This window comes from Saccharopolyspora gregorii (assembly GCF_024734405.1).
GTDB lineage: Bacteria > Actinomycetota > Actinomycetes > Mycobacteriales > Pseudonocardiaceae > Saccharopolyspora_C > Saccharopolyspora_C gregorii.
Map to the genome: position 1 here is coordinate 5,173,472 of NZ_CP059556.1, position 16,109 is coordinate 5,189,580.

12 protein-coding genes are annotated in these 16,109 nt (G+C 72.8%); 6 read left to right on the plus strand and 6 right to left on the minus strand.

All coding sequences use genetic code 11. The features are described from left to right. Positions 1-11: 11 nt before the first annotated feature. The 4 genes from H1226_RS22490 to H1226_RS22505 all read left to right on the plus strand — a co-directional run bounded on the left by H1226_RS22490 (position 12) and on the right by H1226_RS22505 (position 6,154). A complete protein-coding gene (locus tag H1226_RS22490; RefSeq protein ID WP_258342388.1) occupies positions 12-4,805 on the plus strand; it encodes a WXG100-like domain-containing protein in 4,794 nt (1,597 codons plus the stop codon). Between the two features lie 14 nt (positions 4,806-4,819). Next, positions 4,820-5,167 carry a toxin-antitoxin system YwqK family antitoxin gene (locus H1226_RS22495; protein ID WP_225044123.1) on the plus strand — a complete coding sequence of 116 codons (348 nt, stop codon included), beginning with the start codon at positions 4,820-4,822 and terminating at the stop codon, positions 5,165-5,167. A gap of 135 nt (positions 5,168-5,302) precedes the next feature. Continuing rightward, positions 5,303-5,749, plus strand: a complete 447-nt coding sequence (locus H1226_RS22500; protein WP_258342389.1) for a hypothetical protein — start codon at positions 5,303-5,305, stop codon at positions 5,747-5,749. Positions 5,750-5,794: 45 nt separating this feature from the next. Further along, positions 5,795-6,154 carry a toxin-antitoxin system YwqK family antitoxin gene (locus H1226_RS22505; protein WP_258342390.1) on the plus strand — a complete coding sequence of 120 codons (360 nt, stop codon included), beginning with the start codon at positions 5,795-5,797 and terminating at the stop codon, positions 6,152-6,154. 15 nt (positions 6,155-6,169) lie between these two features. On the opposite strand, the gene H1226_RS22510 is transcribed toward H1226_RS22505, so the two are convergent. From H1226_RS22510 to H1226_RS22525, 4 genes are all read right to left on the minus strand, one after another. Next, positions 6,170-6,841, minus strand: coding sequence for an endonuclease V (locus tag H1226_RS22510; RefSeq protein ID WP_258349479.1), 672 nt, complete (start codon positions 6,839-6,841; stop codon positions 6,170-6,172). A 169-nt stretch (positions 6,842-7,010) separates the two neighbouring features. Beyond that, positions 7,011-8,438 carry an aldehyde dehydrogenase family protein gene (locus tag H1226_RS22515; protein WP_258342391.1) on the minus strand — a complete coding sequence of 476 codons (1,428 nt, stop codon included), beginning with the start codon at positions 8,436-8,438 and terminating at the stop codon, positions 7,011-7,013. Between the two features lie 126 nt (positions 8,439-8,564). After that, complete coding sequence (locus H1226_RS22520) at positions 8,565-9,308, minus strand: alpha/beta fold hydrolase (RefSeq protein ID WP_258342392.1); 744 nt, start codon at positions 9,306-9,308, stop codon at positions 8,565-8,567. Between the two features lie 246 nt (positions 9,309-9,554). Further along, positions 9,555-10,166, minus strand: a complete 612-nt coding sequence (locus tag H1226_RS22525) for a mycothiol-dependent nitroreductase Rv2466c family protein (RefSeq protein ID WP_224959370.1) — start codon at positions 10,164-10,166, stop codon at positions 9,555-9,557. Positions 10,167-10,487: 321 nt separating this feature from the next. Between H1226_RS22525 and pepN the strand changes: the two genes are divergently transcribed. Next, positions 10,488-13,067: an aminopeptidase N gene (gene pepN, locus H1226_RS22530; RefSeq protein ID WP_258342393.1), complete on the plus strand. Its 2,580-nt coding sequence runs from the start codon at positions 10,488-10,490 to the stop codon at positions 13,065-13,067. Between the two features lie 77 nt (positions 13,068-13,144). Here pepN and H1226_RS22535 read toward each other — a convergent pair whose 3' ends face one another. Both H1226_RS22535 and ctaJ read right to left on the minus strand, forming a co-directional pair. Next, on the minus strand, positions 13,145-13,630 hold the full coding sequence (locus H1226_RS22535) for a DUF5130 family protein (protein ID WP_224959368.1): 486 nt from the start codon (positions 13,628-13,630) through the stop codon (positions 13,145-13,147). Beyond that, positions 13,617-13,883, minus strand: coding sequence for an aa3-type cytochrome oxidase subunit CtaJ (ctaJ, locus tag H1226_RS22540; protein ID WP_224959367.1), 267 nt, complete (start codon positions 13,881-13,883; stop codon positions 13,617-13,619). Before ctaJ ends, H1226_RS22535 begins: the two co-directional genes overlap by 14 nt. An 826-nt stretch (positions 13,884-14,709) precedes the next feature. On the opposite strand from ctaJ, the gene H1226_RS22545 reads away from it, so the two are divergent. Next, complete coding sequence (locus tag H1226_RS22545) at positions 14,710-16,095, plus strand: right-handed parallel beta-helix repeat-containing protein (protein WP_258342394.1); 1,386 nt, start codon at positions 14,710-14,712, stop codon at positions 16,093-16,095. Positions 16,096-16,109: the final 14 nt, after the last annotated feature.

The following is a 16,109-nucleotide window of genomic DNA, read 5'->3' on the forward strand; positions in this document are numbered from 1 at the left end:
GTCGTACCGCGATGAGTCTCGAGATGCCCGACGAGGTCAAGTGGCTGCTGCCGATCGTCGTCGGCCAGTCCTGGCCGGAAGGTGACGAGGACGCGCTGCGCCGCCTCGCCGACGCCTGGCGCGCCGCGGGCGACGGCGTCGAAGGCGTCACCACCGACGCGAACGGCGGCGCCGGCCAGTCGCTCAGCGGCATGGAGGGTCAGACCCACGATGCGTTCGAGCAGCTGTGGCAGGGCATCGGCGACGGCGGTGAAGCCGCGCTGCCGAAGATCCAGGAGGCGTGCGAGCAGCTCGCGCAGGGCTGCGACGACGCGGCGCTGGACGTGGAGCACACCAAGCTCACCATCATCGCCTCGCTGATCGCGCTGGCCATCCAGATCGCCGCGATGATCGCGAGCGCGGCGTTCAGCTTCGGCGCGTCCACCGCGGGCATCCCCATCGCCCAGGGCATCACCCGCACCGTGGTGATGCAGATCTTCAAGCAGCTCGTGCTGAGCATCGCCAAGAACGTCGCCATCGAGGTCGCCACCTCCGTCGCCATCGAGGCCGCGGTGCAGGGCATCCAGATCGCTTCCGGCGAGCGCAAGGGCCTCGACGGCGGGAAGTTCAAGGACGCCGCCATCAGCGGCGCCATCAGCGGCACCGTGGGCGGCGTCTTCGAAGGCGTCGGCAACGTCGCCGCCCGCAAGGCCGCAGGCGCCGTCGGCGACGCCGCGGGGGACGCCGCCGGAACCGCGGCGGGCGCGGCCGGGCGGGCCGCCGGGGACGCCGCGGGCGATGCGGCGGGCAGCGCGGCGAGCGCCGCCGGGCGGGCCGCGGGCGATGCCGCCGGAGCCGCCGGGGAGAGCGCCGCGAAGAACGTCGGCGCCGAAGCCGTGAAGGGAGCGGCCACCGGCGCCGCGCAGGGCGCCATCGGCAGCGCCGCCGAACAGCTCATCACCGAAGGCGAGATCGACTGGAGCGACGTCGGCAGCGGTGCCCTGTCCGGCGGGGCGATGGGCGCGGGGATGGGCGCCGGGGGCGCCGCGCTGTCCAACCACTTCGACACGCCGGACGTGCCGGACACGGGCGGGGCCGGGGAATCCGGGGACGGCTCGGAAGCTTCGTCGTCGAGCAGCTCGGCCTCGGGTGGCTCGGACGCAGGCGGCTCGGATTCGGGTGGATCGGATTCGGGTGGCTCGGGACTGGGCGAGCCGGGTTCCGGCTCGGGTGGCTCGGATTCGGCCGCGGACGGTGGTTCCACCGGGTCCCGTTCGTCCATTGAGGACATGTTGTCCGGCGATTCCGGTGCGGGGTCGGGAGATTCCTCCGGGTCGGCGAGCAGCGGGTCGTCGAGTGGTTCGGATTCCGGGTCCTCAACCGGGTCGGACTCCAGCTCGTCGGACGGATCGGGCTCCGGCTCGTCGGACGGATCGGCTTCCGGCTCGTCGGAATCCGGGTCGTCCGGGGCGCACGGCGACGGCGGGCAGTCGGGCTCCGGCGGCGGCGAATCCCGCTCCGGGGCGGAGAGCGGATCCGGCCAGAGCGGAACCGACGGCGGCCCCACGCGATCCGGGGATGCGGACGGCGGATCGACACGATCGACCGACACCGACAGCGGCTCCACGCGCTCCGCGGACTCCGATGCGAGTTCCGGCCGCGCCGCGGAGTCCGAGGGTGGCGCGACGCGATCCGCTGATCCGGAGGGCGGGTCCACGCGCGCCCCCGATTCCGACGGCGGGTCGACGCGAGCCGCGGACTCCGACGGCAGCACCTCGCGCGGGACGGACTCCGATGGCGGCCGCGCCTCGGGTCCGGACGGTGGTGCGACGCGGCCCGGGGACGCCGACGGTGGTTCCGCGCGGTCCGCCGATTCCGATGCGAGTACGCAGCGGGCCGGCGCAGCGGACGGCGGCTCCGCTCGAACTCCGGACGCCGACGGCGGTGCTGCCCGCACCTCCGACGCCGACGGTCCCGCCACCCGGTCCACCGATTCGGCGGGCGCGCACTCCGATGGCGGGTCTGCGCGCGCTGCCGATGCCGACGGCGGGTCGACGCGGTCCGCGGACACCGGCGGTTCGCCGCGCGACGAGGGCGGTGCCTCCCGCGCCGCCGCGCCGGACGGTTCCGGTGCTCCCGCGCGGGCGGACTCCACCGGTTCGGGCTCGGGGAGTTCCGGCGGCGCGGCGGAGTCCGGCTCGCGCGGCGACGGCGCTGGTTCGTCGGGCGCCGCCGGGTCCGGTGGCGGTCTGGGCGGCGCCGGTTCGGCCTCGCACGGCGGCGCGGATGCCGCGCACCGCAACCAGTCGGGGAACAACGGTCCGGCGAGCACCGCGTCCGCGTCCAATGTGGACGCGCCGGTGCGGCCGGCGGAGCCGACGGGCTCCCCCACCTCGCAGGGCACGCCCGCTCGCGGTGATCAGGCCGGTGCAGCGGGCGGTGGCGCGATGGGCGGCGCTCCCGCAGGTGGTGCCCCCGCCGGCGGCGCCCCCGGTGGCGCGGGCGCTGCCGGTTCCGGCGGGTCCCGTCCCGGTGCGGGCGGCGGCTGGACCGGAACGTCCGGCACTCCGGGCGCCGCGGGCCGACCGATCGGCGGCGACTCGCCGAGGTCCGGTATCCCGCGCGGCGATCGCGCACCGGCGGCTCGGGGCGCGGAAGCACCGGCGGCACCGCAGTCCGGCGGCAGGCACGCCCAGCCCGCGGACGTCCCCGGGCAGCGCTCGGCGCCCTCCCCCGCCCGCCCGGACGGCTTGCCCGGTCGCTCGCATCCGGACGGCCCCGCGAGCCCGGCACGGCCGGACGGACCACCGCGGGCGAACGGCCCGGCAGGCGACGCACCCGCCCGTCCCGGCGGCCGCGGAGACGCACCGCCGGCGAGCGGCCCGCGGCACTCCGGCGACCTCGCCACCCCGCCCAGGACCGATGGCCCACCGAGGACGGACGGCCCGGCACACCGGGCCGACTCCAACGCCCAGCAGCATTCGGGCACCACGGACCACCGCACCGGTGGCGCAGCCGACACGGGCCCCGCGAACCGGCCGGACGCGGCTGCGCCGCCGCGCACCGCGGACGGCCTGGAGACCGGCGGCCCGAACCGCACCGACGCACCGCACGACCGGCCGGACCCCGGTTCGCCGGACCACACCGACGCCTCGCCGCACGAGCGATCCGACGCCGGCGGCGCGGAACGGCCGCGCGCGGACGGCCCCGACGCCACGCACGCCGAAGGAGCCGCACGCCCGAACGCCCCTGCTCGTCCCGAGGGGCCGGTCCAGGACGGCGCCGAACCGCGCCCGGACCGCCCGCACGACGCGCCCGAGCCGCACGACGCCCGCCAGCACGACGCCGACCAGCGCCCGCACGACGCCGACTCCTCGCACGCCCGGGACGCCGAACCGGGCACTCCGGAACGCCGGCACCAGCTGGACCAGGCGGAGGCGACCCGCGAGCACACGCCGGGCGGGTCCTCTTACCACCACGAGCCGGGCCTGCGGGACCTCGCGCAGCGCGTCCCCGACGACGGCGTCCACCACACGGTGGACGTGCACGCGCTGCCGGACGGCCGGATCCGCGTCGGTGATCACGCGTTCAGCGCGCAGGAGTTCGCGGACGTGCTGCGCCGCGACCCGAACTGGGACGGGAAGCCGCTGCGCCTGCTGTCCTGCGACGCGGGCACCAGCGGACTCGCCCGCGACCTGGCCCACGAGCTGGGCGTGCCCGTCACGGCCCCGCGCGGCCTCGCCTGGACCGACGGCAACGGCCGCGTCTTCGCCTCCGACCTGGGCCCCGACGGCCGCCCCGGCTGGCCCCCGAACGGCGGCTGGGACACCCACCACCCCGACGGCACCCACACCCCCGCCGGCACCGACGGCTTCCACCCCACCCGAGACGGCGAAGACCCCGGCCCAGCACCGGACGACGCGGAGAGCCGGGGGGACAACGAGGACCGTTTCGAGTCTCATCGACGACCGCACGTACCCTCGGACATCGCTTTGGGCCAGGAGCTGGAACGCGTTGGCGCCCAGGACGACACCCGCCATATCGACTACGAAGGCGGCGTCATCACTCATATCGACGGTTCTCCCGTCCACCAATACGTGCGCGACTCCGTCGAATCACGCCAACAAGGAATCCAGAATGCCGTGGAGGACAATTTCAAGGGCGGCAAGCTGAAGAGGGATGCCCCGCACACTGACGAGAACGACGTCCCCTACACCAAGAGGTCCCTCGGCAAGGTTCGTGCCGCCGTCAACGCCGTTGCAATCGATCGACGTACCGGCGTGGTAGCGGAGGGAATCAATGGAACACCGGACAAGACGCCCCTGAACAGGGATCTGCACCCCGAACTGCGAAAGCACATCGCGGCGATGAGCGACAACCCTGCACAAACCGATCTGAGCGACATTCCCCAATCCGAATTCCCGCACCACGACACCCCACAACGCCATGCGGAAGTCAAGGCACTCAACGAGCTCATGCGAACACGGGAGAAGATCACCGGGGATTCCATCGATTCACCCGAGAAGTTCCAAGAATTCCTCGATGACGTGTATGTCGATGCTCGCTTCACCTTCAAAGACGAGCCGCACGACATTGCCACGTGCTGCGCCAACTGCGCCCGCATCGTTTCCGGCCCCGACTCGCTGCCCGCCAACAAGCACGATGAAGCCGACCTGTCCGCAGGGGCGGCGATGGCGCCAGGCGGATACACCATTGGGGAAGACCCTGAAAGAAAGGGTTCGCGCGAACGTGTTCCGACTGAAGTGGCGAACCCGGACTACCATGAACCACTGGGCCGGCAAAATGCCGCCCGAAAGGCCAGATGACGCAAGGGGAAAGAATGCTCCGAGTCCGCGAAGATGAACTTGACGAGGGCCCCGAAGGACGTGTCCACTACCAAGGACAACCGTTCACCGGAGCAGAGGAGGACTCTTCGGAAGACGGCACGCTGCTGTACTCCACCGAGTACGCGGACGGCCTCCAAGAAGGTCTCGACCGCGAGTGGTACCCGGACGGCAACCTCAAATCCGAGGGCGCCTTCCACCGCGGATCTCCGACGGGAACACACCGCACCTGGCGACCGAACGGGACGATCGCAACCGAGGTGGACTTCGCCGAGGGCGGGCAGCTGATCCGCCGCAGAACTTTCAGCGCGACTGGAGATCTCGTCGCGGAAGAAACGAACTGAGCCGGTCCACCGCGCACCAGGGGGTCAACGGGTACGGGCGACCGCGTCCCCACTTCGCCGACGCACGGTGCTCCGGCGTGCACTGAGCTTCTCCGGCCGGGTCGGCCCACATGCGGGAACGGATCAGAGGACACGATGACGAACCTGGAACTGGACCCCGTCGAGCAGAAGGCGCTGCTGGACGAGGTCACCGACCTCGTCCAGCGCTCCGCACCGCAGGACTGGAGCCGCCTCGCCGTCGAGTACAAGGCGATCGGACGCCACGTTCAAGTAGGCGCGGGTGCGAAGAACTCGGCGGGCGAACTGGTCCAGTGGGCACCTCCGGAGGAGGTGTGGAACCTGCTCTGGCGCCTGCGCGTCGGCATGCACCGGCCACGCCTGGGCACCTGGTTCTCCACGTTTTACCGGCTGAACCCACCCGCCGACTTCGAGATCGTCTACAACCGGGACAACCCACCGCAGTGGCACGACGAACCACCGTTGCGCGCGTACACCGACGAACAGGCCATGTTCCCCCGGGACGAGCCGAACCTCCCGGCGTGGTTCGCCGACAAACTGCGCGCAGCGGAAGAAGCGAGCTGATCCGCCCCGGCACTCGCGCGGAGCCGAGCAGCGCGGAGGACCGCCGTGGGTGAGATTCACGTCGACGAGGACGACATCGAGATGGATCCCACCGGTCTGGTCTTCCACCGCGGCGAACCGTTCACCGGCGTCGTGGTGGAACGGTCCGCGGACGGCGAACTCGTCTCCACCCGCTCGTACTTCGCCGGATACCCCGACGGCCACTACCAGGAGTGGCGGTCCTCGGGACGGCTGCGGAAGGACGGCCGGATGCGGGATGGCCGGTCCGTCGGCAGCCAACGCGAGTGGCACGCGAACGGCCGCCTCGCCGAACGGCGCGAGTTCGACGCCGCCGGGAACCTCGTGCGCCACGAGCGGTGGGACCGCGGCGGAAACCTCGTCGTGGAGCCGACCGGGCGCCGGTGACCGGAGCGGGCGCGCTCAGGTGCCGCGGGCTTCGGCGCGGCCCAGCCGGTCGGCGGTGCGCGTGGTCTCCGGCAGGCGGTAGTGCGGGGTGAGGCGCAGGACCAGCTCGCACGCCTCGTCGAGGGTGCAGCGGTGGCCGACCGAGACGAACACCGGCTTCACCGCGCGGCGGGTGCGCAGCGCGGCGCCCACCGGTTCGTCGTCCAGCAGCAGCGGAGCCCGATCACCGCGTTCCGGGCCGGGCGGGTCGTAGCGGCCCAGCGCGGTCTTGCCGACGCCGACGCTCGGCAGGTCCGTGAGCACCCCGAGGTGGCAGGCCAACCCGAACCGCCGCGGGTGCGCCAGCCCCTGCCCGTCGCAGACCAGTACGTCCGGCTCCACCTCCAGCCCGGTCAACGCGGCCAGCAGCGGCGGTGCTTCGCGGAACGCGAACAGGCCCGGCACGTAGGGGAATGCGACGCGGGACCGCACCACCGACCTGTCCACGACGGACAGCTCGGCGAGGTCGAGCACCGTGACCGCCGCGATCACCTCGTCGTCGTCCGCGCCGTAGGCGACGTCCAGCCCGGCGGCCGTGCGGACCTCCGCGGGGAACCCGTCGAACCGCACCTCCGACCGCAACCGTTCCTGCACGGCGACGGCCTCCGCCTCCGCCGACGGCCACTCGTGCCACTCCCGGACCTCGATCACGTCACCAGGTTAAGCAGCGGGAGCCGGCGGGGTCAGGTGCCGGTCCAGCACTCGTCGAGCCGAGCGCTCGCCTCCTCCCGGACCTAGGTCTCGGGGAGCCGCACCGTGTTGATCAGCAGGTCTCGACCCGGGAGCGGTCCGGAGCGCCGGGCCGGTCGTGCGCGACTCACCGGAGGATGGCCTTGACCTCCAGGAATTCTTCGAGGCCGTGCCTGCCGAACTCGCGGCCGTTGCCGGACTGCTTGTAGCCGCCGAACGGGGCGTTCGGGTCGAACGCGCCGCCGTTCACCGCGACCTGCCCGGTGCGCAGCCGCCGCGCCACCGCCAGCGCCCGCTCGTCGGAGCCGAAGACGGCGCCGGACAGGCCGTACTCGGAGTCGTTGGCGATCGCGATCGCCTCCTCCTCGTCGCGGTACGGCAGGATCGACAGGACCGGGCCGAAGATCTCCTCGCGGGCGATCGTCATGTCCGGGGTGACGCCGGTGAACACGGTGGGGCGCACGAAGTAGCCGGTGTCCAGCCCCTCCGGCGCGTCCGGCCCGCCCACCGCCACCGAGGCTCCTTCGGCGATGCCCTGGCGGATGTAGTCGACGACGCGGTCGCGCTGCACGTCCGAGACCATCGGACCGATGCGGGTGGTCTCGTCCGCGGGGTCGCCGACGGTGTACTTGGCGACGGCGCCGACCGCGAGCTCCACCGCCTCCGCATAGCGGGATTCGGGGACGAGCATCCGGCTCAACGCGTTGCAGCTCTGACCGCCGTTCGGGAAGCAGCCCGCGACGCCCAGCTTCACCGCCTTCGCCAGGTCCGCGTCGTCGAGGACCACGTTCGCCGACTTGCCGCCGAGCTCCAGCGCCACCCGCTTCACCGTCCGCGCCGCCACCTCCGAGACGCGGCGACCGGCGCGGGTGGAACCGGTGAACGACACCATGTCCACGTCGCGGTGCGCGGCCAGCGCCTCCCCCACCACCGGGCCGGTGCCGTGCACCAGGTTGAACACCCCGGCGGGCAGCCCGGCCTCCGCGACGACCTCGGCGAAGATGGCGGCGGTGAGCGGGGCGACCTCGCTGGGCTTGAGCACCACGGTGCAGCCGGCGGCGAGCGCCGGGGCGACCTTCGCCACCACCTGGTGCAGCGGGTAGTTCCACGGGGTGATCGCCGCGACCACTCCGATCGGTTCCCGGACGATCAGCGAGCCACCGGACTCCTCGCTCCACTGGTAGCCCTGGTCGAGCAGGTCGGCGATGCCGCGGGAGGTCGCCACCGGCACGCTCGCGTGCACCTGGGTGGCGAACGTGATCGGCGACCCCATCTCGGCGGTGACCGTCGCGGCGATCTCGTCGCGGCGCCGCGCGATGCCCTCCGAGATGCGGCGCACCGCGGCCGAGCGCTCCTCGACCGGACGCGCGGCCCAGTCGTCGAAGGCGGCGCGGGCCGCGGCCACCGCCGCGTCCACCTCCTGGACCGTCCCGGCGGGGACCGAGCCGATCACCTGCTCGGTGGCCGGGTCGACCACCTCGATCCGCTCCCCGGCCCCGGCGACGTACTCGCCGCCGATGACGTGGTCGGTCCGGCTGGTCGTGGGCGCCGCCATGGGTCTCCTCCGGCAGATCAGCGATCAGGGTCTTCGCCGAGCCTGGCACACCGCGGATCGCGGGCGCACCACCCGAAGATCGGAACTTCCGGACGTGCGACCCCCGAACGCGTCCCGAGCCGCGGTTCAGGACAGCCGTTGCAGGAACCGCGCCACCTCCGCGCCGAAGCGCTCCGGCAGCTCCACCGGCGGGGTGTGCCCGCACTCCAGCAGCACCGGTTCCGGGGCGCCGAGCAGCCCGGCCAGCTCCCGCGCGTGCCCCGGTGTCCGGGCGGCGTCGAACCGGCCGTGCACCACCAGCGCCGGGAGCCCCGCGAGCTCGCCCAGCCGCGGAGCCAGGTCGGTGTCGCGCTGGCTGCGCAACACCGCCAGCACCGCGTCCCGGTCCAGCCCGGCCGGGTAGGCGTCGAGCCGGTCCGCGACGGGCGCGGGCGGCGGCAGGTGCACGGATCGGCGCGCCACCGCCCGCCACAGCTCCGGGCCCCACTGCCGCGCTACCCGGTCGATGATCGCGTCCACGTCGCCGTGGCCGCGCATGTTCGCGCCGCTGTCGCAGCACAGCACGCCGCGCACCGCGCCGGATGCCCGGTCGTGCAACGCCGCGCACAGCGCAATCACCGCGCCGGTGGAGTGCCCGAGCAGCACCACCGGCGCGTGCTCCGCGGCCAGTTCCGCGACCCGGGCGCCGAGCGGCACCACCTGGTGCGGCCCCGGCCACTCCAGCCACGGCGCGACCAGCACGTCGGTGCCGGTCGCCACCGCGAGCCCGTCGAAGATCACCGGGTCGCACATCGTGCCCGGCAGGCACAGCAGCGCCGGCGCACCGGGCGCGCGCTCCCGCGACCGCGTGATCAACACTTCGGCGCCCACCACGACACCCCCGCAACCCGAACACCACCGGCCCGAGGACGCTACCGCGCCCCACCCGCGGTCCGAGCCCCGGCGGCGAAGCCGCCGAGCAGCGACCCCGCACGCGGCCCGGCCCCCGCGGGTTCTCAGCCGTTTCCCCGCGAGGCCAGCGATTCCTCCGTGGCGGCGCCACCGGTGGAATCGATCCCGCAGCGAGAAGGCCGCTGGGGTTCCGCCGCCCGACCCCCGAGCGACAGCGGTCGAGGATCAGTCGAACCGCGGGGACTCCGTGCGGGTGCGCTTGAGCTCGAAGAAGTACGGGTAGCCGGCCAGCGTGCGCGCCGCGTCGAACAGCTCGCCCGCCTGCTCCCCGCGCGGGATGCGGGTGGTGATCGGGCCGAAGAACGCCACCCCGTCCACGTGGATGGTGGGCGTGCCGACGTCGTCGCCCACCGGGTCCATCCCGGCGTGGTGGCTGGCGCGCAGCTTCTCGTCGTAGTCGGTGACCTCGGCGGCACCCGCCAGCGACGCGGGGAGCCCGACCTCGTCCAACGCGGCGGCGACGACCTGCTCGAAGTCCTTGTTCCCCTCGTCGTGGATCCGGCGCCCCAGCGCCGTGTACAGCGGGCTGAGCACCTCCTCGCCGTGCTGCTCGGCGGCGGCGATCGCGACCCGGACCGGGCCCCACGCCCGCTTCATCAGGTCCTGGTACTCCGCCGGGAGGTCCCGCCCCTCGTTCAGCACCGCCAGGCTCATCACCCGGAAGTTCAGGTCGATGTCCCGGACCTGGGCGACCTCCAGCATCCAGCGGGACGAGACCCAGGCGAAGGGGCAGGCCGGGTCGAAGTAGAAGTCGACCTTCGGACGCTCGGTGCTCATGGACGAACCCTCCACAGTGCTACGTGCTCCGTGCCCCGGCACGGAGATCGATCGGCGCGGGCGGACACCCGCCATCCGTACAACCCGGCCCGGCCCGCCGCTCTTCCCGTTCGGCCCGAACGAGTGTGGAATGTGCCGGTATTCCCGGATGAACGGCGTCCGAGCCGCGAATTCCCCGGAATTCCCGGGCTCGCCGACACGCCCGGCGGCGATGATCAGGCGTCGGGCGGCACGGCCGCGCCCCGGCGTGATTGGATTTCCAGCGCCCCGCACCGGCGCGGATCGTCCGGTGCGCCATCCCAACGAACAACGAGGTGATCCGTGGCTCCGCCGAACCTCACCCAGGACCAGGCTGAACAGCGCGCCGCGCTGCTCGACGTCGAGTCCTACGTGATCGAACTGGACCTCTCCGACGGCGCGAACGGGCCGGACGTGCGGACCTTCGGTTCCACCACGACGGTGCGGTTCCGCAGCACCCGGCCGGGCGAGTCGACCTGGATCGATCTGATGGCCGCGCAGGTGCACGGGGCGACGCTCAACGGCGTCGAGCTCGACGTGTCCGGCTACGCCGAGGACACCGGGCTCGCGCTGCCGGAGCTCGCCGCGGACAACGAGCTCGTGGTGCGCGCCGACCTCTCCTACACCAACACCGGTGAGGGGCTGCACCGCTTCATCGACCCCGTCGACGGCGGCGTCTACCTCTACAGCCAGTTCGAGACGGCCGACGCGAAGCGGATGTTCACCTGCTTCGACCAGCCCGACCTCAAGGCCACCTACCGGATCACGGTGCACGCGCCCGCGTCCTGGAAGGTCATCTCCAACGCGCCCGCCGAGATCACCGGAACCGGTGATACCCGCACCCACGCGTTCGAGACCACCGAACGGATGTCGACCTACCTGGTCGCGCTCGTCGCGGGCCCCTACGCGGAGTGGCGCGACGAGTTCCCCGGCGAGGACGGCCAGGACCCGATCCCGCTGGGCCTGTACTGCCGCGCCTCGCTCGCCGAGCACCTCGACGCGGAGCGGCTGTTCACCGAGACCAAGCAGGGCTTCGCCTTCTACCACAAGGCGTTCGGGGTCCCCTACCCGTTCGGCAAGTACGACCAGTGCTTCGTGCCGGAGTTCAACGCGGGCGCCATGGAGAACGCCGGCTGCGTCACCTTCCTGGAGGACTTCGTCTTCCGGTCGAAGGTCACCGGCTACCTCTACGAGCGCCGCGCCGAGACCGTGCTGCACGAGATGGCGCACATGTGGTTCGGCGACCTCGTCACCATGCGCTGGTGGGACGACCTGTGGCTCAACGAGTCGTTCGCCACCTGGGCCAGCGTGCTCGCGCAGGTCGGCGGCACGCAGTACACGAGCGCCTGGACCACCTTCGCCAGCGTCGAGAAGTCCTGGGCGTACCGGCAGGACCAGCTGCCCTCCACGCACCCGGTCGCCGCCGACATCCCCGACCTGCAGGCCGTCGAGGTGAACTTCGACGGCATCACCTACGCCAAGGGCGCTTCGGTGCTCAAGCAGCTCGTCGCGTACGTGGGGCTGGACAACTTCCTCGCCGGGCTGCGCGGCTACTTCGAGCGGCACGCGTGGGGCAACGCCACCCTGAACGACCTGCTGCTGGCCCTGGAGGAGGCGTCCGGGCGCGACCTGTCCTGGTGGAGCGCCCAGTGGCTGCAGACCACCGGCCTGAACATGCTGCGCCCCCGGTTCAGCACCGACGACGAGGGCCGGTTCACCGAGTTCACCGTCGTGCAGAACGGCGCCCGCCCCGGTGCGGGTGAGCACCGCACCCACCGGCTCGCGATCGGCGTCTACGACGACGACCCGGCCACCGGGCGGCTCGTGCGCACCCACCGCGTCGAACTGGACGTCAGCGGTGAGCGCACCGCGGTGCCGGACCTGGTCGGCGTGCACCGCGGCAAGCTGGTGCTGGTCAACGACGACGACCTCACCTACTGCACGATGCGGCTCGACCCCGAGTCGCTGGCCACGCTCATCGACCGGATCGGCGACATCGAGCAGTCGCTGCCGCGCGCACTGTGCTGGTCCACCGCCTGGGAGATGACCCGGGAGGCGGAGCTCAAGGCGCGCGACTTCGTCAGCCTCGTGCTCGGCCGCTCCGCCGACTCCGGGATCGGCGCGGAGAGCGAGATCGGCGTGGTGCAGCGGGTCCTGCTGCAGACCCAGACCGCGCTGGCCTCCTACGCCGACGCCGACTGGCAGCCCGAGGGCTGGGACCGGTTCTCCACCCGGATGCTGGAACTGGCGCGGGCCGCCGAACCGGGGTCGGACCACCAGCTGGCGTTCGTGAACACGCTGGCCTCCTCGGTGCTCGGCGAGCAGCACCTCGCGGCGGTGCGCGGCTGGCTGGACGGCACGGAGCCGCTGCCGGGGCTCGCCGTCGACACCGACCTGCGCTGGCTGCTGCTGCAGGCGCTCGTCGCGCACGGCGCCGCCGCCGAGGACGAGATCGACGCCGAGCTCGACCAGGACCGGACCGCCACCGGCCGCCGCAAGGCCGAGCGGGCGCGGTCGCTCATCCCCACCCCGGAGTCCAAGGAACGCGCCTGGCAGCGCGCCGTGCACGACGACGAACTGCCGAACGCGGTCAGCGACGCGATCATCGCCGGGTTCCAGCACCCGGGGCAGCGCGAGCTGCTGGCCTCCTACGTGGAGCGCTACTTCGCCGAGATCGACGAGGTGTGGCAGCGGCGGTCCAGCGAGCGCGCGCAGCCCACCGTCATCGGGCTGTTCCCGTCCTGGGCCGTGCGGCAGAGCACCGTCGACGCCGCCGACGCCTGGCTCGCCGAGGAGCGGCCGGCGGCGCTGCGGCGGCTGGTCTCCGAGGGGCGGGCCGGGATCGTGCGGGCGCTGGCCGCGCGCGAGTTCGACCGCTCGTAACCCGCGGGCACGAGAACGGGGGCGGACCTGGTCGGGTCCGCCCCCGCTTCACGTTCGGGTCGAGCGCCGGGTTCGGCTCAGCGCTGGGTGCCGGCGGCGTCGGCGAGCATCCGCAACGCGCTGAGCAGCCCTTCGATCATCTCGCCCTCCTTGAACGAAGCGACCATCGTCATCAGCGCCAGCTGGCAACTGCGGTCCGGGACGCGGCGCTTCGACTCCTCGCCGGTCACGATCTCCACCGCCCGCTGCTGCGGCGACACCGCCAGCAGCACCCCTTCGGCGGCGCGCGCCCCGAGGTTGGCGTGCAGCTCGCCCGCGGTCTCCCGGGTCTGCTCGCCGAGGTCGCCCAGGTACACCGCGAACTCCAGCCCGGTGCTGCGGCTGGAGAGGGTGAGCGCCTCGTCGAGCCGGGCGAGCTGACCGGTGCTGAACGGCAGGTGCGGCCCTTCCGGGCGGACGCGCCGGGCGATGGACAGCCGGCCGGTCGCGGTCACCGCCTCCCCGGTCGCCAGGTCCTGGTCGCCGCCGGAGCGGCCCTCGCCGGTGATCTCACCAGTGGCCACGTGCGCCTCCCCGGTCGGTGCTGTGCGCGTGCTCGGCTGCGGCGGACGCCGTCTCCGCGGAGTCCTGGTCGCCCGGCGGCGCGGTGCTCACGCGCGCCGGATCGGCCACCCAGAACACCGGGGCGAACTCCCAGTCCTGCCCTGCGCGGTATCGGGAACGGGTCAGCTTCGAGCGGAGGGTGATCAGCGCGACCAGGAGGTACACGGACGCCGGGATCACCGCCAGCACGAGGAAGGTCTCAACCGCAGTCACGCTGAGCACGGTAGCCGATCACGTCGCCGCGTGGGACGACGCCACGGCACGCCCGTGTCCTCCGCCCGAGGTCCGGCCGCCGCCGCGAACCGGCCTGTGGACAGCCCGGCATTCTTGTGGACAACTCCGATCCGCTTTTCCGCGCACGCGGAACAAGACCGGCGAGACCTCTCCGCCACCTGGGGAAACGACAATTCCTCGCGCACCGGATCGCGCGGACCGGTGCAGAATCCGATCGGCGGAATCGGTACCGCAGCCGGTCGATCCGCCCGCGCCCGGGAGCACGCGACTTCAATTTCCGGTGAAAACACGTGCGTCCGAACGGGTGAGCCGGGGCCGTTCTTGACACGAGAACGGTTTCGTGCGAGGAACCTGCTCTTCGGACCCGCCCCGCCACCGCGGTCACTCCTGGTGCCGGGGACCGGCGCCGAACAGGGGATTCGCCCCGCGGAACGGGCTCGGCAGGACCATCCCGAGCGTCGCCGGCGACTCCCGCGACCGCCGACGCCGACCGCCGCGGCGGCGCACGGGCCAGGCCACGCCTGGTGAGCAGCGCACGTCGATTCCGTGACCGCACGTGACCATCCCGGCCCTGAGCAGGACAAGGGCTACCGAAAGTCACTAGTCAAGCGTGTCGCGCCTCACGTAATGTAACTCTTTCAGCGCAATCGCCGCCGCCGAATGGAGCCCATCCAGAAGGTCGCAGCGGGCGGCGAGTTGGCGGCTTGTTTGAACGCTCCCGCGCTTCTAGTTTTTCACCTGTATGGGTCTTGCATATTTGATCACTAGCCCCATGGACAGTCCATTCGCCTGCGGGAGGCACACCATGTCGTCGATCAACACCGCCGCTCAGCGCAATCTTGGCACCATTTTCCAGAACGCGCAGCCCCTTGTCGAACACGTTCCGCACACGGCTTCCGGCATCCGCATCAGCGGGACGGATCGCGGGGTCCGGATCAGCGGTGCCGACCGGGGCGTGCGGATCAGCTCGCAGTCCGGAGTCCGCATCAGCGGCGCCCGGCGCGGGGTGCGGATCAGCTCGGCGGACCGCGGGGTCCGGATCAGCGGCGAAGACCGGGGCGTGCGGATCAGCTCGCGGGGCGTGCGCATCAGCGGCGGCGACCGCGGCGTCCGCATCAGCGGCACCGAACGCGGCGTGCGGATCAGCGGCGAGGACCGCGGTGTGCGGATCAGCTCGCGCTGCGGGGTCCGGATCAGCTCGCGGGCAGGCGTGCGGATCAGCGGCGAGGAGCGCGGTGTCCGGATCTCAGGTCAGGAGCGCGGTGTCCGGATCAGCTCGCGGACCGGCGTCCGGATCAGCGGCACCGAGCGGGGCGTCCGGATCTCCGGCCACGACCGCGGCGTGCGCATCAGCGGTGCGGACCGCGGCGTGCGGATCAGCTCGCAGGCAGGCGTCCGGATCTCAGGTCAGGAGCGCGGCGTCCGGATCAGCTCGCGGACCGGCGTCCGGATCAGCGGCACCGAGCAAGGCGTCCGGATCTCCGGCCACGACCGCGGCGTGCGCATCAGCGGTGCGGACCGCGGCGTGCGGATCAGCTCGCAGGCAGGCGTCCGGATCTCAGGTCAGGAGCGCGGCGTCCGGATCAGCGGCGAGGACCGCGGCGTGCGGATCAGCTCGCGCTGCGGGGTCCGGATCAGCTCGCGGGCGGGCGTCCGGATCAGCGGCGAGAACCGCGGGGTCCGGATCAGCTCGCAGCGGCGCGGCGTCCGCATCAGCAGCCGGGCCGGCGTGCGGATCAGCGGCCAGCAGGGCGTGCGCATCAGCAGCACCGACCGCGGCGTCCGCATCAGCTCGCGGGCGGGCGTCCGGATCTCCGGCCAGGACCGCGGCGTGCGGATCAGCGGCCGGCACGGCGTCCGGATCAGCAGCACCGACCGCGGCGTCCGGATCAGCGCCGAGGACCGCGGCGTCCGGATCAGCTCGCAAGCAGGCGTCCGGATCAGCGCAGCCGAGCGCGGCGTCCGCATCAGTGCGGCGGACCGCGGCGTCCGGATCAGCTCGCAAGCAGGCGTCCGGATCAGCGCAGCCGAGCGCGGCGTCCGCATCAGTGCGGCGGACCGCGGCGTCCGGATCAGCTCGCAAGCGGGCGTGCGCATTAGCTCGGCCTACCGCGGCGTCCGGATCTCCGGCCAGGACCGCGGCGTGCGGATCAGCGGCCGGAGTTCCCGTCAGCTCACCGCGGCGGCCTGACGTGTCCGCAGCGC